Here is a 19535-nt window from a genome sequence, read left to right as displayed (position 1 = left end):
TCACTGCGACATCCTGCTTTTGAAAGGTGGAAAGGCAAGTTAAAACCAAGGCGGGCCGGAGACAACTCCGACCTGCCCCCGCCCCGCTGGCGCGGGCAACAGGATGATAGTTTAGAAAAACAACTCAATCACCGTTAAATATTCACCAAAATTATTTCAAGCGAAATAAATATCCAGATAACTCATTGTAAAACGGTGATTTATAGCAACAATTAAGCTACACATTTCAGCTACAACGTTAACTTTTGTTGGTTGTTATGATAAAAAAAGAAGTGATTATCATTAGCAAGTGAGGAAGGGTAGGATTCAACTTAATGATTTTTATCGTTAAAAAAACAAAAAAACCAAAAGAACACTTTTTAAGCGCTCAAAAAGCGCACTGAAAAACTTCAAAAAGCCAACACATGAATTTTTTTTAAGACTTTTCCTAGCAAACTAAAATTTTGTTTCGTGACATGATGAACAGAATCTCGGCAAGCAATGCCAGCAAGCACGGGTGCCAAGCGCAAGTCAGGCCGATCGCGTCGACGCCGAGCGAGCAGCAAATCTCTCTGACTTAAGCCAAACTTATAGATTCATGTGATTAATAAGTTTAGTATGAAAATATCATTGAGTGCCGTCGTGTTTATTGATAGAACACTCGCTACACTGAATTATTGCTCCATTTTTGCCTTTCGGCTTTTTAGGCTTTTTCTCATATTACCGCAGTAAAACGGATTTAAGTGGGGGTGCGATATGCCAACGATCATCATGGATTCATGTAGCTATACCAGATTGGGATTAACCGACTATCTGACTTCGCATGGCGTGAAAAAACGCCATATTAATGCCATCGAGGATATTGACAGCCTGCATGAAAAATGCAGCAAGTTGAATCCGAGCCTGGTGTTTATTAACGAGGACTGCTTCATCCACGAAGCAAACGCCACCGAGCGAATAAAACGGGTGATTTCACTGCACCCGGATACGTTATTCTTCATCTTCATGGCTATTACCAATGTACATTTCGACGATTATTTATATGTTCGCAAGAACGTCATCATATCGTCAAAATCCATCAAACCAGAGACTATGAATCAGCTACTTAGTCACTATCTCGAGAGAACGTCCCTACGGGCGGAAAAGTCCTCTCTGGACCAAACGCCGGTAACGCTGAGCCAGACCGAATCGAACATGTTACGCATGTGGATGTCCGGTCAAGGCACCATCCAGATATCAGACCAGATGCAAATAAAGGCCAAAACGGTCTCCTCCCACAAGGGAAACATCAAGCGGAAAATAAAGACGCACAACAAGCAGATCATTTACCACGTTGTTCGTTTGACCGATACGCTGACCAGTGGAATATTTGTCAATAGCCGTTGAGCCGCAGAGAATGCCCCCACTCTGTTTTGTCGGCCGTTAAATATCCGGGGATAAAGTCACCGGGATATCCGATACTGGAACCACCAAAAGAATACCTGCTGCGCTATCCCCCCGCTAGCGCAGCGGGTATTTTTTTGCCGGCGATAAAAAAAATCTTACCGTAATGAAATAATCTCAAAATGGACAATTTCATTAGCAAATTAATGAGATTAGCCGAAGTTACTGTCCATCGTGCTCGCGACAGAGCTCCACAAACGTGCCGTCACGGCTGTCGATTTCATTAAAAAACCATACGCCCGCCGGGTAGTCGTCAAGAGAAACCAGATACATGGTGCCTTCGTTAAACACCTCTACGGCCAGAATGACGCCTTCACGCCGCGGGCCGCCGTCTGTTTTTACCGTCACTCGATCGTTAACCTGCATACCGTTCCCCATTATTTGCGATTGCCGTCAGTGTATTACAAAAGCGGGGGCGATGGACACCGCTCTAGCCCCGCCGGCCTCTGCTATCAGCGTAGCCGCCGCCCGGATTTTCACTTTCTTAACGGTTTGGCCGCAGAATCTTAAGCCGGCCTCGCGTAGCCTGTCTTCAGGCGTTTCCCCCCCAGAGAAGCGCTCGCAAATGAAGAAGTAACAAGGAACTTTTGCCCGCAGACTTGCGGGCTTTTTTTTGCGCACCGCCGAATTGCAGGCATAAAAAAACCCGCCGCAGCGGGTTTTTTTCAATCAGCGGTAGACGCCAATTAGATAGCGGTAACGTTAGCCGCAGATGGACCTTTCGCACCGTTCTCGATAGAGAACTGTACGTTCTGGCCTTCAGCCAGGGTCTTGAAGCCTTGATCCTGGATAGCAGAGAAGTGTACGAATACATCTTTGCTGCCGTCTGCTGGGGTGATGAAACCAAAACCTTTAGCTTCGTTGAACCACTTCACTTGACCTTTGATCAGGTTAGACATGTCTATCTTCCTTCAATAATAAATGTAAGCCGCTATGGGCGATATAGCCGGTCATCAGTTACTTATGGAGGCACTGGAAAGGAAATTCGTCAGAGAAGGGCTATCCGGGATAACGCTTTTAATTTGAACTACTTTACTCAAAATGTCGTGCATAAATAGGTCTGTACCACAGGCCGGTAAGCATTAACTCACGAGCGGGCGGCAATAGCAACTCTTTTCGCCTCGTCGTGCCGTTTACCTCGGCTAAACGCACAGGATTTGACCCTGTTTGTCGACGCTATCGCCGAGCGTCTTCTCCTTACCGGCCAAGACAAATGATAGTAATTATCGTTACGCTGTTTTATAGTTGCACAAAGAAATCATTCAGGGAGATTCACCATGCCGAGATGGCTCACATTACCGGCCGCCAGCGTTACCGCCCTGCTGGCCTTTGCCGCTTGCAGCGCCCCGCTGGGCGCGCTGGAGCTGAATTATCAGCCCCCAGAGCCCAGCGTTTCCCCGCCCCCAAAACCGGTGGCTCCGCCGGGGCCGACCCCCAAGGCGGCGAAACCGCCGATTACCTGGGCAGAGGCACGCGACAAGAACGGTTTTCGCGTCGATATCGAATGCGATCATCCAGGCTGCAGCAAGCCGCGCGCCAAACCTTATCCCGCCTATGAAGGCCCGGTGAAGAAAACCGATCGCCGCCGCCAATCCGATCCTTACTCCACCAATCAGGATCCCGATTACAACATTCAGTTGGGCTATGAGTGGTAGCGGCGCTTTCGGAGTAATACCTATATCAGCCGCCCTCACCGCTGCATAAAATAGCGCCAGTTCACCACTCCTCCTGGTGTTGAACACAACAAGCTGTGTTGCAAATCTTTATGCGCCTCCCTATAGGCGCTTTTTTTTGCTCCTCCCTCATGCCCGTTTCCCGATTACAGATTGCTCTCATTGCCCCGTAAAGTGATGAATGTCACAAATACGCCTCCTTGCCATTCTTATTCGGAGGTGATGTTCATGGCCACAGGATCCCTTGCCCTCTTGGCTGCCTTGGCCGGCATTGCGGGCTATTCGCTCTATAAACACTTAAAATCTCAGAAGAAAAGTACATTCGTTCGCCCGCACGATCGGTAATCGATAACGTGTTTACACCGCGAAGGCGCGGCACGCCGCACGCCGCGCCTTCGTGGACCGTCATGTTTTCATCACAAAATTGTCACACTATGGCCATATGATGATTCGCGATTATCCGCTCTGGCTTAACACCAAGGATTTCGCCCATGACCATAATTAAAGCTGCAAACCATCAGGAAGCAGAAAAGCTCATCCGCGCCGGCACAGCCAAGAAAATCGAACTGGCCTACGATATCGGCAGCGATGACTTCTTCCAGCTTGCCAGCCTGTGGTGCGATAAAGGCGCCAAGATCTCCAAAGGGAAAGAACACTTTATCGTCTCGTTAAAAGGGTTCCGCATCCCCCCTAACGATTGATATCCAGCCGCCCATCGCGGCGGCGTCCTCCCTTCCTCGCAAAACCGCTCTATTCGACCACGCGCACCTCATTCGATTTCGCTAAGCTAACAGCAGACTTTATTGCGGGCGTTCCGCCTGGATAACCACGTCCGCCACGATGAGGAGAATGAGCATGTCAACAAATGCAGCGCAGCCCGGCACGATGAAAGCCATTGAGATCAGCCAACCGGGTGCTCCCGAGGTTCTGGTCGTCACCGAACGCCCGGTGCCCGTCCCGCAAGCGGGCGAACTCCTGGTGAAAATCGCCGCCGCCGGCGTTAACCGCCCCGACGTGCTGCAGCGCCAGGGGAACTATGCGCCACCGCCCGGCGCTTCGGATATCCCCGGCCTGGAAATCGCCGGCGAAGTCGTCGCCATCGGTGAAGGCGTGACCCACTTCGCGCTCGGCGATCGGGTTTGCGCCCTCATCGCCGGCGGCGGCTATGCCGAATACTGCACCGTGCATGAAAGCAATGCGCTGCCGGTGCCGGCAGGCCTGAGCCTGACCGAGGCCGCCGCGCTGCCGGAAACCTTCTTTACCGTCTGGGTCAACGTGTTCCAGCGTGGCCACCTCAAAGCCGGCGAAACCGTGTTGATCCACGGTGGCACCTCCGGCATCGGCACGGTCGCCACCATGCTGGCAAAAGCCTTCTGCGCGCAGGTGATCACCACCGTTGGCTCCGAAGAGAAGCGCCAGGCCAGCCTGGCGCTGGGCGCCGACGTGGCGATTAACTACCGCAGCGAAGATTTTGTCGCACGCACCAAAGACGCCACCGACGGCAAAGGCGCCGATGTGATCGTCGATCTGATCGCCGGCGACTATCTGGCCAAGAACTATCAGGCCGCGGCGATGGAAGGCCGCATCGTACAAATCGGCACGCAAAATGGCGTGGTAAAAGAGCTCAATCTGATGCCGCTGCTGTTGAAACGCCTGACCCATACCGGTTCAACGCTGCGCTCACGCAGCGTCGCGGACAAAGCGCAGATTGCCGCCGATCTGCACGAGAAGGTTTGGCCGCTGCTGGAGCGCGGCGTCCTGAAGCCACAAATTTTTAAAACCTTCCCGCTCGAACAGGCCGCCGCCGCGCATGCGCTGCTGGAGTCCAGCGAGCACATCGGCAAGATCATGTTGACGTTCTGAAACCGTTCCCCGCAGCCTGCGCTGCGGGGAAACCGATGCCGCGCTCAGGGAATGATGCCGCGGCGGCGGAACTCATCGAACAGCGAGAAAAACATGGCTTTGGTTTCGACAAACTGATGGAAACCGAAACGCCGCGCCTTGCTGCCGTCCGCGAACATGTCATAGTCCCAGGAAAAGACGAAGTCGGCGAAACGCCAGCCGGCCACCGCGCGATAGTCCGGTTCGGTCAATTTGTGCCGTTGCACCAGCTCTCGCCACAGCATCGCTTTGTCCGCCATCATGCTCTCCAACGGCATCGGCAGCGGCGGCGCGCATTCCAGCCCGAAGTAAGCGGCGATTTTTGGCCACATCTCGCTCCAGCGAAACAGATCGCCATTGTTGATATTAAACGCCTGATTGGCCGCCGCCGGTTCGGTCGCCGCCCAGAGCGTGGCACGCGCCAACAGCCCGGCATCGGTCATTTCCAGCAGGCTGTGGTAAGCGCCCGGTTTGCCGGGGAAACGCAACGGCAGCCCAAGCGCTTTACTGATCGACGCGTAAACCGCGATGCTTAACGCCAGGTTCATCGGATTGCCGAGGGAGAAGCCCCCCACCACGCTCGGGCGAATGGCGCTCCAATGCCAACGCTTGCCGGCCTGACGCTGCGCCAGATACTGCTGTTGCGCCATGTTAAACTCCGGCGGCATATGCCCGGCGTCGCTTTCACGCGCCGGCGTTTTAAACGGCCCCAAATGAGCGCCATATACCTTATAGCCCTGCATCAGGCTGATATGCTCCAGCGCCGGCGCGAGCGGCTCCAGCCCCTCGACGACGTTTTGCAACATCTGCAGATTGGGCGCCACCAGGCCCGCCCAATCCGGCGCATCCTGATAGGCGGCATAGAAAACGTGGCTAACCGCGCTCAGCGGCCGCAGCGCGTCGCGCGTCGCCACCGCATCCAGCAGATCCACCTGCAGGTGGCGCACACCAGGCGCCGGTTGCCCACCCCGGCGCGAGACGCCCACCACGGGCCAGCCCTGGCCGGTCAGCTCCTCAATCAAACGGCGCCCTATCACGCCATTGGCGCCGATCACTAACGCTTGCCGCTTTGCATTCATCTTGTCACTCCTCGGGTTGTCGAGGCCCTGAGTGTTATTGATTAGCGACCCTTGCGGTAGACGAGACTTTCCACTAACACTAATAAGAAATATTTATAGGCAAAATCGCTATGGATAAGCTGAACGCAATGAAAACCTTTGTGCGGGTGGCGGAGCTGGGCAGCCTGTCGGCCGCCGCTCGCGATCTGCGCTTGACGCAGCCGGCGGTCAGTCAGCAAATCGCCGGTCTGGAGCAGGAACTGGGGGCGCAGCTGCTGTTTCGCAGCACCCGGTCAGTCTCCCTGACCGAGGCCGGCAGCGGTTATTATCAACGCCTCAAAGCGATTCTGGCGGCGGTCGACGAAGCGGAAGAGGCGCTGCACGGCCAGCGCCACCGGCTGCAAGGCAACCTGCGCCTTCACGCACCGACCGGATTCGGTCAGCGGCACGTCACGCCGCTGGCCATCGCTTTCCAGCAGCGCCACCCGGACCTCACCATCGAGCTGCTGCTGGACGATCGGCGCGCCGACGTGATCGGCGAAGGCATCGACGTGGCGCTACGCTTCGGCGAACTGCACGCGCCCGGCATGGTGGCGAAACGGCTGGGCGAACTGCAACGCCTGCTGGTGGCGTCACCGGCGTATCTGGCAGAGCATGGCGCGCCACGCTCGCCGGCGGAGCTGGCAAAACATGCGCACATTCGCTACAGCGGATTGAACGACGGGGATACGCTCACCCTGATCGGCCCGCACGGCCCCGAAATAGTGGCGCTGCGGCCCACGTTCCGCGCCAACAATACGCTATCGCTGCTGACGGCCATCGAGGCAGGGCTTGGTATCGGCGGCGCTCAGCGGCCGTTGATCGGCGAGCAGCTGGCGACAGGGGCGCTGGTGCCCGTATTGCCGGAATACCGCTATCCGCCCATGGCGCTGCACGCGGTCTATCCCGCATTACGATTTATTCCGGAGAAAGTGCGCGCCTGGGTGGCGCATCTGCAACAGGCGTTGATGGCGATCGAGGGAATTAGCGGAGTGAATGCCCCCGGCCAGACGCCGGGAGCATAAGCCTTATTTGAACAGTTTGCCGACCATGTCGCCCAGTTCGTTGCTGTCTTGCTGCACTTCGCCATTTGGCGAAGCGGCATCCGCGACCGTTGGCAAGAACTGTGCAATGGTGCTGGAGGCCTGAGCCGGATCGACACCCAGCTTTTCAGCCAGCTGATTAATCGCATCGCTACCCAACGCCTGCTGTACGTGATCGCCGGTAATCGGTTGGTTTTCGCCATTGCCGAGCCAGGAGCCGACGATATCGCCGAACTGCCCCTGACGGAACTTGTCCAAAATGGCCTGCAGGCCACCTTGTTGCTCAACCCACTGCATAATGGCGATGTAATCGATGCCTTTGCCACCGTTGGCGCCGCCGCCCAGAATGTTACCCAATACGCTATCGAACAGACCCATGATATTCCCCTTTCAGCCGATACGGCCCGCGCCGCACCGCCGGATTGATTTCACGAAAAAGGGCCGCCGCGGCGACCCTGTTGAGCAACGGCTGCTTAGCCTTTGATCTTCCTGTAGACAAAAAGCACCACCAGGGCACCGATTACCGCCACCACAAAGCTGCCCAGGTTAAAGCCGTCAACGCGACCCATACCGAAGAAGGTGCTGATATAGCCGCCGACCACGGCGCCCACGACCCCCAGTACCACGGTCATAATAAACCCGCCGCCGTCTTTGCCCGGCATAATCCATTTGGCCAGGATACCGGCGATTAAACCAAAAATGATCCAGGAAATGATGCCCATCTTTACTCTCCCTATTACCTTTTGCCTAACAGAAATCCTATTACCAGGCCCACGACGGCGCCGGCGCCTATCCCCGCCCAAGGATTATCCTTGATGCAGGCACATGATTGCTCGAGCGCCGCTTTTACACCGCTGCGCACTTCGCAGGCGGTGGTTTTCACGTAGTCGCTCGGTTGCTCAACACCGTTTAGATCGTCATTTTCATATGACATGTCAAATCCTTACAGACCAACCCTCTGAGAATTGCGTCACATGTTTCACGCCCGGCACCGCCCGCCCCGCGATCTTGCTCCGGGCAATCTGCCCGCTGCCGCTCAATGCAGGGCTTACGGCGACAAACGCACAACTTCACACTATGACTATAGTAAAAAATCAGCGGTTTACCCATTTCCGTCCGTCTGAATTTCACCGTACAAAAAACGATCTAATTTCATCCTGCTGTCATCTCGACAGACTAAACTTTAAACAAATCTCCGGGAGGAAACGCCCATGTTCAATGCCCCGTTCATCCTGATTCTCGCACTGCTGTACGCGCTGGCCGCCGTTTGGGACGGTTCCGCCGCGTTACTGTTTCTCTAAGGTTACATAGCGGTTGTCACTTTTGCGATGCGCTTAATTGTGTCTTTATTTTTCAATTGCGTCAGCCGGTTGAAATAGCGGTAAATATCCTCCTTTTCCTCGGTAAAAATCCTAACTTGCCCCGTTATCCGTGCGTTGCTAAATAAAGCGCAAAAAAAAGCATTAATGGAAAACCCTATTTAGCACCAAATGTTCTATCATTCGCCGTATAACAATTTGGGTTAAGGTCCCATTGGGAAAGAAAAGGAAGAACAGGAAAAATGCTTTCAAACCAACGCTTTGAGCGCGAATTCTTGCGCCCTCGTTATTGGTTGCTGTGGATAGGGCTAGGAATGCTCTATCTCTTGGTGTTACTGCCCTACCCGCTCATATATCGGCTTGGACACGGCCTCGGCAGAATAGCCATGCGCCTGATGAAACGCCGGGTAAAAATAGCGCGCCGCAATTTAGCACTCTGCTTCCCCGCAATGCCCGCCGCCGAGCGCGAGGCGCTGATCGTCAAAAATTTTGAGTCCGTCGGCATGGGCCTGTTCGAAGTCGGCATGGCCTGGTTCTGGCCCGACTGGCGCATCGCCCGCTGGTTCAAGGTGAGCGGCATGGAAAACATGCAGCTGGCACGCCAGGACGGCAAAGGCGTTCTGCTGATCGGTCTGCATTTCCTGACGCTGGAACTGGGCGCGCGCATTTTCGGCATGCAAAATCCCGGCATCGGCGTGCATCGCCCGCATAACAACAAGCTGATGGAGTGGGTCCAGACCCGCGGCCGGCTGCGCTCGAATAAGTTCATGATCGATCGTAAAGATATCAAAGGCATGATCCGCAACCTGAAACAGGGGGAAATCCTGTGGTACGCGCCGGATCACGATTACGGCCCGCAAAGCAGCGTGTTTGCGCCGTTCTTCGCCGTTGAAAACGCCGCCACGACAACCGGTACCTTTATCCTGGCGCGCATGGGGCGGCCGTCGATCGTGCCTTTCGTGCCGCGCCGACTGCCGCATGCGCAGGGCTATGAGCTGATCGTACAGCCGCCGCTGAAGGACTTCCCGCTGGACGATGAAACGCGCGCGGCGGCCATGATGAACCGCGTGGTGGAAGAACAGGTGCTGCTGGCACCCGATCAGTACATGTGGCTGCACCGCCGGTTTAAAACCCGTCCGCCCGGCGAACCTTCGCTGTATTAACGCCCTCGTGCCTTCGCCCGCCACACCGCTGGCGAAGGCGCGCTCGCCTCGCACAAGCATTCTTCGCCAAGGGAACTACACTAATAAGTCACCGACGGCAATCATTGCCGCCAGCAACCATTTCTTCCTGCCCGCGGGCCGGTCGTTGCCTGTCGGGTCACAACCGAGGTCAATGTCATGCTGGTACAACCCTATCTGTTTTTCAGCGGTAACTGTGAGCAAGCGATTAACTTCTACGTGCAGCAGTTGAATGCCAAAATTGAAATGGTCATGCGTTACAAAGACATGCCCGAAGAGGCTCGGCAAGGCGGTCCACAGGACGTCAACCCGGAGGCGATCATGCATGCGCGCCTGCTGATCGGTGACGGTGTGCTGATGGCCTCCGACGGCTGTCCGCAGGACGACAGCGGCGGCGCTTCCCATAAAGGCTTCTCGCTGTCGCTGAACCCCAGCGATGCGGAGCAAGGGCGCAAGCTGTTCGATAATCTGGCGCAGGGCGGCCAGGTGACGATGCCTTACCAAGCCACCTTTTGGGCCAAAGGCTTCGGCATGCTGACCGATAAATTTGGCGTCAACTGGATGATCAACGTCGAATAACCCGCCATGGCGCCGCTAGCTATAGCGGTGCCAGTCATACGCCGCCTTGGCGAACAGCACGAACAGCAGCGTCAACAGCACCAACCCCAACCGCCAATAGGGCGACCGGCGCCGACGCCAGGCAAAGAACATCATCACCGCCAGCGCCCCCAGCGTAAGGGGGTAATACACCGCCAGCGTCAGTAAAGCGATAATGATGTAATCCGACATTGACTCCCCCACTCCGTCTTGTCCGCACCGCCGCAGAGGCAGATTGCGGCATGCCTTTCTCCGTATCGCCTCGTTAAGGGCTAGAGGTCTGGCGCATTTATGCATAAAATATAGGATTGCTCTTAACTCAAATTGAATAGTAATCAAACCACAAGGGTGACATGACTCAGCAGCAACCCATACAGGATGCCGTGCCGCCGCGCAGCGTTAAAAGCTCCCCATTATTATTTCAGGCCGGCGTGTTTGTCATCATCGTTGCCGCCACGCTGATCCTCTTTAACAGCTGGCAAATCTGGAACGCGCACCAGCGCGATCTGCGCAGCGCCGAGCATGAATCCGCCAACCTCGCCCGCTCGCTGGCGCAGCACGCCGACGATACCTTCATGCAGGTAGACGGCAATCTGCTCGATCTGACCGAACGTCTCCAGAACGACGGGCTGGGCCCATCGCAGCTGACGCGGCTGCAGCGCGTCATGCAGACGCAGGTTGGCAATCTGCCGCAGCTGCATGGGCTGTTTATCTACGATGCGCGCGGCCGCTGGCTGGCGACCTCCTCGGGCAAGTTCATCAAGAACGCCAACAACGCCGATCGTGATTACTTCAAATACCATCAAAACCGCGACGGCGGCGGTCTGTACATCGGCAAGGTGATCCGCAGCCGCACTAGCGGCGATCTGATCATCCCCGTATCACGGCGCTTCAACAACCCGGACGGCAGCTTTGGCGGCGTGGTGCTGGCGACGCTGTACGTCGATTATTTCCGCCAGTTTTACGACAGCTTCGCCCTCAACACCGACGCCTCGTTGAACCTGCTGCTGGCGGACGGCACCATCCTTTACCGTCGCCCTTACTCAGCGGCCTCGATCGGTAAAAACATCGCCAAGGGCGTGTTGTTCAGCGAAATTTTACCGCATTCGGAGTTCGGCAACGCCACCATCACCTCGCTGTACGACAAAGTGGAGCGCATCTACGGCTATTCGCGGGTCAATCGCTTTCCGCTGGTGATCGCCGCCGGGCTGTCGAAGCGCGACGCGCTGGCGGACTGGCGCACCGACGCCGGCCTGTTTGCCGCCGGCGGCCTCTCTCTGCTGATGATCCTGTTGGCGATGGGCATGGTGCTGCTGCGGCAAATCAAGCACAGCATGCAAACCGAAGCCGAGCTGATGCGCACCCGCGATCAGCTGACCAGCATCAACCAGATGCTCGAAGAGTTGGCGCTGCTGGACGGCCTGACCGGTCTGGCCAATCGCCGCCAGTTTGATATCGCGCTGAAGAACGAGCTGGCGCGGGCTTCGCGCAACTACCGCAGCGTGGCGCTGCTGATGCTGGATATCGACTACTTCAAGCAGTACAACGACAGCTATGGCCACGTCGCCGGCGACCAGTGCCTGCAGCAAATCGGCCAAACGCTGAAGGGGCTGGCGTGCCGCAGCAACGACATTCTGGCGCGCTACGGCGGCGAAGAGATGGGGATTATCCTGCCGGATACCGACGTGCAGGGCGCGCTGATTTTCGCCGAACGCGTCATCCAGGCGGTGCGCGATCTGAAAATTCCGCATCAGGGCAACCCGCACGGCATCGTTACCATCAGCATCGGCATCTGCGCCAAAGTGCCGCATATGTACAACGATACGCCGATCAGCTTTATCAATGAGGCGGACAGCGCGCTGTATCAGGCCAAGAAAAAAGGCAAAAACTGCATTTACGGCGCTTAAGCAATCATCGGGTCACCAAAATTTGGCGGCCCGATTTATTCACCCGGCAAAAATGAAATAGTTTCCCTCCGCAACATTATTTCACCGACTCGCCCCGCTCTCTGAATGAAATAACGCCAATAAATAAGCAGAATATTAATTTACAATATAATTCAATAAGATAAGAATTGTGCCATTCAACAACCCATTCGTGCCATTTTTGATTATTCGTGCCTACGCCAGGCCCCGTTTAGCCCCCGTTTACTATTTATTGGCGTTGCCGGTGATACTCTTATCAGGACTATTCTATATATCAGGAAGCCATCGCACGCTTCGGCGCACTGCGCCCTGCTGATACATCCATAATAGAACCCGCAAATTTCACGTTGCAATTGGGCGACCGGCGCAAAAATTTCTGGCGCCGCTCCAGCCAGCCACTGCGCAAGCCAGTGCAGCCAACCACGCGGCAACCTGAAAGACGGGAATAAAGCGATATAGATTTGCAAGGAGATCTCATGCCTACTGGCGATATTACGCGTGAACGGGCCGTTCTGACGCTGCCGTTGCGACAATGGGCGGCGCAAGAAGCCTCCAGCGCGGTCAGCGAACTGGAACAGGGCAAGGTGCTGTTTCTGCCCGAGCTGGCCTTCACCCTGTCTGAGCAGGAAATGCCACTGCTGGATCCGGCGTTGGTCGATCCGAAGCGCAAGAACATCAGCTATCAGCCGCTGTCCGGCAAGCTGACCGGCGTCGCCGTCGCGGAACGCCGGCAGCAGGTTCAGCAACTGCTGGAGCGCTATTACCAGTCGTGCCGTCAGCTGATCGCCGGGCTGTTGCCCGAGTATCAGGAGGCGCTGCACCACCCAACCGGCAGCCTGCGTTTGCATCCGGTCTCCGCCTGGCGCGCCAATAGCTCCTGGCGCAAAGACGACAGCCGGCTGCACGTCGACGCTTTCCCGTCGCGCCCGAACTACGGCGAACGCATTCTGCGCATTTTCACCAACATCAATCCGCACGGTGAACATCGCCAATGGCGGGTCGGCGAGCCGTTCCCTGAGCTGGCTGAACGCTTTATGCCGCGTCTGGCCCGCTATTCTGCGTTAAGCAGCTGGCTGCAGCACCAGGTGCGCATCACCAAAACCCGCCGCAGCCATTATGACCACCTGATGCTGCAGTTGCATGACGCCATGAAGGCCGATGGCGATTATCAGCAGCGTGGCCCACAGCTGGCGCTGGCGTTCCCGCCGGGCAGCAGCTGGATTTGCTTCTCGGACCAAACGCCGCACGCCGCGATGGGCGGCCAGTTTATGCTGGAACAGACCTTCCTGCTGCCGGTGAATAAAATGCAGGATCCGCAACGTTCACCGCTGAAAGTGTTGGAACAGCTGCGCGGCCAGCCGTTGATCTGACTGATTTGCCGCCGTCGGCGTTACCGGCGGCGGCAAACGCGCATCACGCCTCGAAATCCCCCTGTTGGCGCGCCACCAGCGTCAGAATGCTGTACAGCGCCACCGGCTGCTGTTCCTGATTCAACACCTGCACATCCCACACCACTACGCCGTGCGGGCGATCTTCGGCGGTTTTCTGCGGCTTGCGGATTTTCTTTTTGCAGGTCAACCGCACCTGAATGGTATCGCCGATCTTCACCGGCTCGATAAAGCGCAGATTCTCCATGCCGTAGTTGGCGATCACCGGCCCGACGGCGGCGTCAACAAACAGCCCGGCCGCGGCGGACACCACAAAGTAACCGTGCGCCACCCGTTCGCCGAACAGCGAGTCGGCGGCGCCGATCTTGTCCATGTGCGCGTAGAAATGGTCGCCGCTCAGGCAGGCGAAGTTGACGATATCCGCTTCGGTCACGGTGCGGCGCGCGGTCAACAGGCTGTCGCCCAGCTGCAGCTGCTCGAAGTATTTCCGGAACGGATGCACCGGATGCTCGACGACCGGCGCGCCGCGCACCCATTCGCCGCCGATGGCCGCCAGCATCGCCGGGCTGCCCTGGATCGCCGTGCGCTGCATATAGTGCTTCACCGCGCGCAGCCCGCCCAGCTCTTCACCGCCGCCGGCGCGCCCCGGGCCGCCGTGCACCAGCATCGGCAACGGCGAACCGTGGCCGGTGGACTCCGCCGCCGCCTGCTCATCCAAAATCAACATGCGGCCGTGGGCGCAGGCCGCCGCGCGAATGAAGCGCTTGGCCAATGCCGGATCGGCAGTCACCAGCGATCCCGCCAGGCTGCCCTGCCCCAGCAACGCCAACGCGATCGCCTGCTCGGTATCCGCATACGGCATCAGCGTCGCCACCGGGCCGAAGGCCTCAGTGCCGTGCACAGCCTGATGGGTGAGCGGATCGGCGCAATACAGCAGGGTCGGCGGATAAAACGCCCCGCCGCGCGCACCGTCACCGAGGACTTCCAGCTTATCCTGCGCCGCGCCACAGAGTGGTTCGCAGCCGTTGCGCAGCAGGAAATCCACCTTGCTTTGCACATCATCACGCTGCTCGTGGCTGACCAACGCCCCCATGCGCACCTGTTCCAGCTGCGGATCGCCCACCGTCACCCCCGCCAGGCGCTGCAACAAGGCCTGACGCACGGCCGCCACCTGCGCCGCCGGCACGATGATGCGGCGGATCGCGGTGCATTTCTGCCCCGCCTTGGCGGTCATTTCACGGCACACTTCTTTGATGAATAGCGCAAACTCGGGCATCTCCGGCGTCACGTCTTCCGCCAGCACGCAGCAGTTGAGCGAATCCGCTTCCATGGTGAACGCGATCGATTTCTCCAGCAGGCGCGGGTGTGCCCGCAGCCGCTGTCCGGTCTGCGCCGAACCGGTGAAAGTCACCGCATCCTGGTAATCCAGGTGCGCAAACATGTCGCCGACGCCGCCGCAAACCAGCTGCAGCGCCCCTTCCGGCACCAGCCCGCTGTCGACGATCAGCCTGACCATCGCCTGCGTCAGCTGCGCGGTAGCGGTGGCCGGCTTGATGATGGCCGGCATGCCCGCCAGCCAGGTCGGCGCCAGTTTTTCCAGCATGCCCCAGCACGGGAAGTTGAAGGCGTTGATGTGCAGCGCCACGCCGGGGCGCGAGGTCAGCACGTGGCGGGCGGCGAACTGCGCCTGTTTCGACAATGGGATCAGCTCGTCTTCCGGCCACAGGGTATCGTCCGGCAGATCGCGGCCGGCCATGCCGGCATAGGCGAACAGCGTGGCGATACCGCCCTCAATATCAACCCAGCCGTCGCTGCGCGTCGCGCCGGTTTGATAGGAAATCTGATACAGCGCCTCTTTGTGCGCCAGCAGGTGTTTCGCCACCGCTTTCAGCATCTGGGCGCGCTGCTGGAACGTCATGTGCGCCAGCGCCGGGCCGCCGTGGCTGCGCGCATAGCTCAGGCTCGCCGCCAACGGCAGGCCGTCGGAGCAAACCTGGTACAGCGCCTCGCCGGTCACGGCATGGCGGATCTCGCGCCCCTCTCCCTGCCCGTACACCCAGGCGCCAGAAAGATAACTGTGTAACTGCTGCATGTGCCCTCCGAAATTCATAAATTTTCACCATATAGCTTAATTACGTATCATATAAATGCCAGTCTGCGCCAAACCAAATTTTAACAAAAAGAAAACAAAAGGCGCTTTCAGGGCATTTGACCTGCTATAAACAAGGAATCAATCACTTTATTTATCAAATAAAATCAACAAAATAACAAATAACCTTGTGAGTAACCTCGCAAAACCACATGAATTACGTTTGATCTTTTTGTTATCAGTTTGTAGCCTTATGGTTAGTTAAAGTGATTCACATTTTTATGTTTAATGTGAAAAATACGAATCACCAAGAGGCAAGCATGACAACTGACGCACAGTATCAGCAGCATTTCGACGACAAGATCGCGGCGGACATCGCCATTGAGGCCAAAGACTGGATGCCGGACGCCTACCGTCAGAACCTGATTCGGCAGATTGGCCAACACGCCCACTCGGAAGTCATCGGCATGCTGCCGGAAGCCAACTGGCTGACGCGCGCCCCCACGCTGCGCCGCAAGGCGGTGCTGCTGGCCAAGGTGCAGGACGAAGCCGGCCACGGTCTGTACCTCTACAGTGCCGCCGAGACCCTCGGCTGTTCGCGCCAGGACATCTACCAAAAGATGCTCGACGGCAAGATGAAGTACTCCTCTATCTTCAATTACCCCACGCTCAACTGGGCGGATATCGGCGTGATCGGCTGGCTGGTCGACGGCGCCGCCATCGTCAACCAGGTGGCGCTGTGCCGCGCGTCCTACGGCCCCTATGCGCGGGCGATGGTGAAAATCTGCAAAGAGGAAAGCTTCCACCAGCGCCAGGGCTACGAGGCGGTGATGGCGATGGCCAACGGCAGCGACACGCAGCGCGCCATGTTGCAGGACGCTATCGATCGCTTCTGGTGGCCGGTGCTGATGATGTTCGGCCCGAGCGACGCCGACTCCCCTCACAGCGCCCAGAGCATGGCGTGGAAAATCAAACGCCACAGCAACGATGAGCTGCGGCAGAAATTCGTCGACAACACCGTGCCGCAGCTTGAGGCGCTGGGCATGACGGCACCGGACCCGAACCTTACCTGGGACGAGGCCGCCGGCCACTATCGCTTCGGCGAGATCGACTGGAGCGAACTGCATGAGGTGATCAAAGGGCGCGGTCAATGCAACCACGAACGCCTGCAGGCCAAACGCCGCGCCTGGGAAGACGGCGCCTGGGTACGCGACGGCGCCATGGCCCACGCCGCGAAAAACGCCGCCTCCGCCGCATAGCCAACATAAGGAAACGAGATCATGAGCCACGTTGAATGGCCGCTGTATGAAGTGTTTATCCGCAGCAAACAAGGGCTGGCGCATCGCCACGTCGGCAGCCTGCACGCCGCCGACGACCAAATGGCGCTGGAAAATGCCCGCGACGCCTATACGCGCCGCAACGAAGGCTGCTCGATCTGGGTGGTGCAGTCGCGCCATCTGATCGCCTCGCAGCCGGAAGATCGCGGCGCGTTCTTCGATCCGTCCGAAGATAAGATCTACCGTCATCCGACGTTTTACACCATTCCCGACGGCATCAAGAACATGTAGAGGCGACCATGACGGTTAACGATCCGCGCATCAGCTATTTGCTCCGCCAGGGCGACACGCCTCTGATCCTCGCCCAGCGCCTGTGCGCCTGGTGCGGCCACGCGCCCGAGCTGGAAATCGATCTGGCGTTGGCCAACATCGGGCTCGATCTGCTCGGCCAGGCGCGCAACTTTCTGGGTTACGCCGCCGAACTGGCCGGCCCGCCCTGCAGCGAAGACAGCCTGGCCTTCGGCCGCGACGAGCGCCAGTTTCATAACCTGCTGTTGGCGGAGCAGCCGAACGGCGGTTTCAACGACACGCTGGTGCGTCAGTTCCTGCTCGATGCCTACCACGTACAGCTGCACCAGGCGCTGAGCCGCAGCCGCGATGCGCAGATCGCCGCCATCGCCGCCAAGTCATTGAAGGAGGCCGATTATCACCTGCGCTTCAGCCACGGCTGGATGATCCGCCTGGGCGACGGCAACGACGTCAGCCACCGCAAGATCCAGCAATCGCTGGATAACCTGTGGCGGTTCACCGCCGAGCTGTTCCACGCCGACGCGCTGGAGCTAGAACTGGCAGAACAAGGCATCGCCGTCAATCCACGCGAACTGCAGGCCCCCTGGCAAGCGCAGGTGGAAGAGACGCTGCGCCAGGCGACGCTGGCGCTGCCTGCCGAGCAGGCGTTCCGGCACGGCGGCAAGCAAGGCCGGCACAGCGAACACCTCGGCCCGCTGCTGGCGGAAATGCAGTTCCTGCAGCGCGCCTATCCAAACGGTCAATGGTAGGAGGCCACGATGAACGTCACCCGTTTGCAACCCGCCGAAATCCCGCAGATTTGGCACTGCCTGCAGCAGATCAGCGATCCCGAACTGCCGGTGCTGTCGATCACCGATTTGGGCATGGTGCGCGACGTAGCGCGCGACGGCGCGGGCTGGCGCGTGACCTTCACCCCAACCTATTCCGGCTGCCCGGCCACCGAATTTTTGCTCAACGCCATCGAGCAGCGGCTGGCGGCCGCCGGCTTCAGCCCGGTGCAGGTGGACATTCGCCTCAGCCCGGCCTGGACCACCGACTGGATGAACGCCGACGCCCGCGAGCGGCTGCGGCAATACGGCGTAGCGCCCCCGCAGGGGCACACCTGCGATCGGCCGCACGCCCACGGCCCGGTAGCCTGCCCGCGCTGCGGCAGCACCCACAGCGAGAAGGTCAGCGAGTTCGGCTCCACCGCCTGTAAAGCGCTGTACCGCTGCTGCGACTGCCGGGAACCGTTCGATTATTTCAAATGCATATAGGAGCGCTGACACCATGACGGTCTTTCATCGCCTGAACGTCGCCGCCATCGAGCGCGAAACGCCGGACGCCGTAGCCATCACCCTGCGGGTGCCCGAAGAGCTGCAAAACCAATACCGCTATACCCCCGGCCAGCACCTGACGCTCAAGGCGTTGGTCAACGGCGAAGAGCTGCGGCGTTGCTACTCCATCTGCAGTTCGCCGCAGGAAGGCCTGCTGCAGATCGGCGTGAAGGCGATTGACCAGGGGCGCTTCTCCGGCTTCGTCAACCGCATGCTGAAGGTCGGCGACGCGCTGGAGGTGATGGTGCCTCAGGGGCGCTTCGGCTACCAGCCGCAGGCAGAGCGCCACGGCAACTACCTGGCGATCGCCGCCGGCTCCGGCATCACGCCGATGCTGTCGATCATCAAGGCGACGCTGCTGCTCGAACCGGGCAGCAGCTTCACCCTGATCTACGGCAACCGCAACAGCCGTTCGATGATGTTCAAAGAGGCGCTGTCGGATCTGAAAAACCGCTACCCGCAGCGTTTTCAGCAGCTGTATCTGTTCAGCCAGGAAAGTCTCGACAGCCCGCTGCTCAGCGGCCGCATCGACCGTGAACGCCTGACGGCGATCGGCGGCGCGCTGCTGGATTTCCGCGACTATGACCACGCCTTTATCTGCGGGCCGGAATCGATGATGGACGACGCACAAACCGTGCTGGAACAGGCCGGCGTCCCGGCCAACCACATCCACAGCGAACGCTTCAACACCAGCGGCCTGGTCGTCCGCCCGCGAAGCAGCGGCGATCGCAACGCCACCCGGGTGGCGATCCTGCTCGACGGCCGCCGGTTGGATATCGAGGTCGGCGAACAGGACGACAGCATTCTCGACGCCGCGCTGCGCCAGGGCGCCGACCTGCCCTACGCCTGCAAAGGCGGCGTATGCGCCACCTGCAAATGCCGTCTGAAGGCCGGCCAGGTGGAGATGGGCGTCAACTACAGCCTGGAGCCGGATCAGTTGGCGGCAGGCTACGTATTGAGCTGCCAGTCGTGGCCGAAAGGCGACGGCGTGGTGTTGGACTTCGACGTCTAGGAGCCG

The 19535-nt window shown here is 58.3% G+C and carries 22 protein-coding genes; 14 read left to right on the top strand and 8 right to left on the bottom strand.

Annotated elements, in window-relative coordinates:
* Window positions 1-735 precede the first annotated feature (735 nt).
* Window positions 736-1365: a transcriptional regulator RcsA gene (gene rcsA / locus AWX27_RS07560; protein WP_033635078.1), complete on the top strand. Its 630-nt coding sequence runs from the start codon at window positions 736-738 to the stop codon at window positions 1363-1365.
* Between the two features lie 219 nt (window positions 1366-1584).
* Here rcsA and dsrB read toward each other — a convergent pair whose 3' ends face one another.
* Both dsrB and cspE read right to left on the bottom strand, forming a co-directional pair.
* Window positions 1585-1788 carry a protein DsrB gene (gene dsrB, locus AWX27_RS07555; RefSeq protein ID WP_060420622.1) on the bottom strand — a complete coding sequence of 68 codons (204 nt, stop codon included), beginning with the start codon at window positions 1786-1788 and terminating at the stop codon, window positions 1585-1587.
* 320 nt (window positions 1789-2108) lie between these two features.
* Window positions 2109-2321: a transcription antiterminator/RNA stability regulator CspE gene (gene cspE / locus AWX27_RS07550; RefSeq protein ID WP_049201327.1), complete on the bottom strand. Its 213-nt coding sequence runs from the start codon at window positions 2319-2321 to the stop codon at window positions 2109-2111.
* 378 nt (window positions 2322-2699) lie between these two features.
* On the opposite strand from cspE, the gene AWX27_RS07545 reads away from it, so the two are divergent.
* From AWX27_RS07545 to AWX27_RS07535, 3 genes are all read left to right on the top strand, one after another.
* Window positions 2700-3077, top strand: coding sequence for a hypothetical protein (locus tag AWX27_RS07545; protein ID WP_060420619.1), 378 nt, complete (start codon window positions 2700-2702; stop codon window positions 3075-3077).
* A 509-nt stretch (window positions 3078-3586) separates the two neighbouring features.
* On the top strand, window positions 3587-3796 hold the full coding sequence (locus AWX27_RS07540) for a hypothetical protein (protein ID WP_004935132.1): 210 nt from the start codon (window positions 3587-3589) through the stop codon (window positions 3794-3796).
* 154 nt (window positions 3797-3950) lie between these two features.
* Complete coding sequence (locus AWX27_RS07535; RefSeq protein WP_060420616.1) at window positions 3951-4958, top strand: NAD(P)H-quinone oxidoreductase; 1008 nt, start codon at window positions 3951-3953, stop codon at window positions 4956-4958.
* Between the two features lie 44 nt (window positions 4959-5002).
* On the opposite strand, the gene AWX27_RS07530 is transcribed toward AWX27_RS07535, so the two are convergent.
* Window positions 5003-6055 carry an SDR family oxidoreductase gene (locus AWX27_RS07530; RefSeq protein WP_060420613.1) on the bottom strand — a complete coding sequence of 351 codons (1053 nt, stop codon included), beginning with the start codon at window positions 6053-6055 and terminating at the stop codon, window positions 5003-5005.
* 110 nt (window positions 6056-6165) lie between these two features.
* Between AWX27_RS07530 and AWX27_RS07525 the strand changes: the two genes are divergently transcribed.
* A complete protein-coding gene (locus tag AWX27_RS07525) occupies window positions 6166-7098 on the top strand; it encodes a LysR family transcriptional regulator (protein ID WP_060420610.1) in 933 nt (310 codons plus the stop codon).
* A 3-nt stretch (window positions 7099-7101) separates the two neighbouring features.
* Here AWX27_RS07525 and AWX27_RS07520 read toward each other — a convergent pair whose 3' ends face one another.
* The 3 genes from AWX27_RS07520 to AWX27_RS07510 all read right to left on the bottom strand — a co-directional run bounded on the left by AWX27_RS07520 (window position 7102) and on the right by AWX27_RS07510 (window position 8050).
* Window positions 7102-7494, bottom strand: coding sequence for a YidB family protein (locus tag AWX27_RS07520; protein WP_049201337.1), 393 nt, complete (start codon window positions 7492-7494; stop codon window positions 7102-7104).
* Window positions 7495-7589: 95 nt separating this feature from the next.
* Entirely contained in the window at window positions 7590-7838 is a 249-nt protein-coding gene (locus AWX27_RS07515; protein ID WP_019453501.1) for a GlsB/YeaQ/YmgE family stress response membrane protein, read from the bottom strand.
* A 14-nt stretch (window positions 7839-7852) separates the two neighbouring features.
* Complete coding sequence (locus tag AWX27_RS07510; protein WP_033635087.1) at window positions 7853-8050, bottom strand: ElaB/YgaM/YqjD family protein; 198 nt, start codon at window positions 8048-8050, stop codon at window positions 7853-7855.
* A 627-nt stretch (window positions 8051-8677) separates the two neighbouring features.
* On the opposite strand from AWX27_RS07510, the gene AWX27_RS07505 reads away from it, so the two are divergent.
* Complete coding sequence (locus tag AWX27_RS07505; protein ID WP_060420607.1) at window positions 8678-9598, top strand: Kdo(2)-lipid IV(A) acyltransferase; 921 nt, start codon at window positions 8678-8680, stop codon at window positions 9596-9598.
* A 177-nt stretch (window positions 9599-9775) separates the two neighbouring features.
* Complete coding sequence (locus tag AWX27_RS07500; protein WP_047730371.1) at window positions 9776-10195, top strand: VOC family protein; 420 nt, start codon at window positions 9776-9778, stop codon at window positions 10193-10195.
* 15 nt (window positions 10196-10210) lie between these two features.
* On the opposite strand, the gene AWX27_RS07495 is transcribed toward AWX27_RS07500, so the two are convergent.
* Entirely contained in the window at window positions 10211-10405 is a 195-nt protein-coding gene (locus tag AWX27_RS07495) for a hypothetical protein (protein ID WP_060420604.1), read from the bottom strand.
* 161 nt (window positions 10406-10566) lie between these two features.
* On the opposite strand from AWX27_RS07495, the gene AWX27_RS07490 reads away from it, so the two are divergent.
* Window positions 10567-12120 (top strand): sensor domain-containing diguanylate cyclase, encoded by a 1554-nt coding sequence (locus tag AWX27_RS07490; RefSeq protein WP_060420601.1) that lies wholly within the window; start codon window positions 10567-10569, stop codon window positions 12118-12120.
* A 494-nt stretch (window positions 12121-12614) separates the two neighbouring features.
* Window positions 12615-13508, top strand: a complete 894-nt coding sequence (locus AWX27_RS07485; protein WP_060420598.1) for a Kdo hydroxylase family protein — start codon at window positions 12615-12617, stop codon at window positions 13506-13508.
* 43 nt (window positions 13509-13551) lie between these two features.
* Here AWX27_RS07485 and paaZ read toward each other — a convergent pair whose 3' ends face one another.
* Window positions 13552-15618: a phenylacetic acid degradation bifunctional protein PaaZ gene (gene paaZ / locus AWX27_RS07480; protein WP_060420595.1), complete on the bottom strand. Its 2067-nt coding sequence runs from the start codon at window positions 15616-15618 to the stop codon at window positions 13552-13554.
* Window positions 15619-15935: 317 nt separating this feature from the next.
* Here paaZ and paaA point away from each other — a divergent pair, with 317 nt between their 5' ends.
* From paaA to paaE, 5 genes are read left to right on the top strand one after another with little or no spacing between them, the layout of a single operon-like run.
* Window positions 15936-16874: a 1,2-phenylacetyl-CoA epoxidase subunit PaaA gene (gene paaA / locus AWX27_RS07475; RefSeq protein ID WP_060420592.1), complete on the top strand. Its 939-nt coding sequence runs from the start codon at window positions 15936-15938 to the stop codon at window positions 16872-16874.
* A 21-nt stretch (window positions 16875-16895) separates the two neighbouring features.
* Entirely contained in the window at window positions 16896-17183 is a 288-nt protein-coding gene (gene paaB, locus AWX27_RS07470; RefSeq protein WP_004935173.1) for a 1,2-phenylacetyl-CoA epoxidase subunit PaaB, read from the top strand.
* 8 nt (window positions 17184-17191) lie between these two features.
* Complete coding sequence (gene paaC, locus AWX27_RS07465) at window positions 17192-17950, top strand: 1,2-phenylacetyl-CoA epoxidase subunit PaaC (RefSeq protein ID WP_060420589.1); 759 nt, start codon at window positions 17192-17194, stop codon at window positions 17948-17950.
* A 9-nt stretch (window positions 17951-17959) separates the two neighbouring features.
* Window positions 17960-18457, top strand: a complete 498-nt coding sequence (paaD, locus tag AWX27_RS07460) for a 1,2-phenylacetyl-CoA epoxidase subunit PaaD (protein WP_060420586.1) — start codon at window positions 17960-17962, stop codon at window positions 18455-18457.
* 13 nt (window positions 18458-18470) lie between these two features.
* Window positions 18471-19529, top strand: a complete 1059-nt coding sequence (gene paaE, locus AWX27_RS07455) for a 1,2-phenylacetyl-CoA epoxidase subunit PaaE (protein WP_060420583.1) — start codon at window positions 18471-18473, stop codon at window positions 19527-19529.
* Window positions 19530-19535 lie beyond the last annotated feature (6 nt).

The organism is Serratia sp. 2880STDY5682894, from assembly GCF_001537385.1.
Classification (GTDB): Bacteria; Pseudomonadota; Gammaproteobacteria; order Enterobacterales; family Enterobacteriaceae; genus Serratia; species Serratia nevei.
Note: the sequence above shows the minus strand (reverse complement) of the source record. Positions and strands in the feature narration are given on the sequence as shown.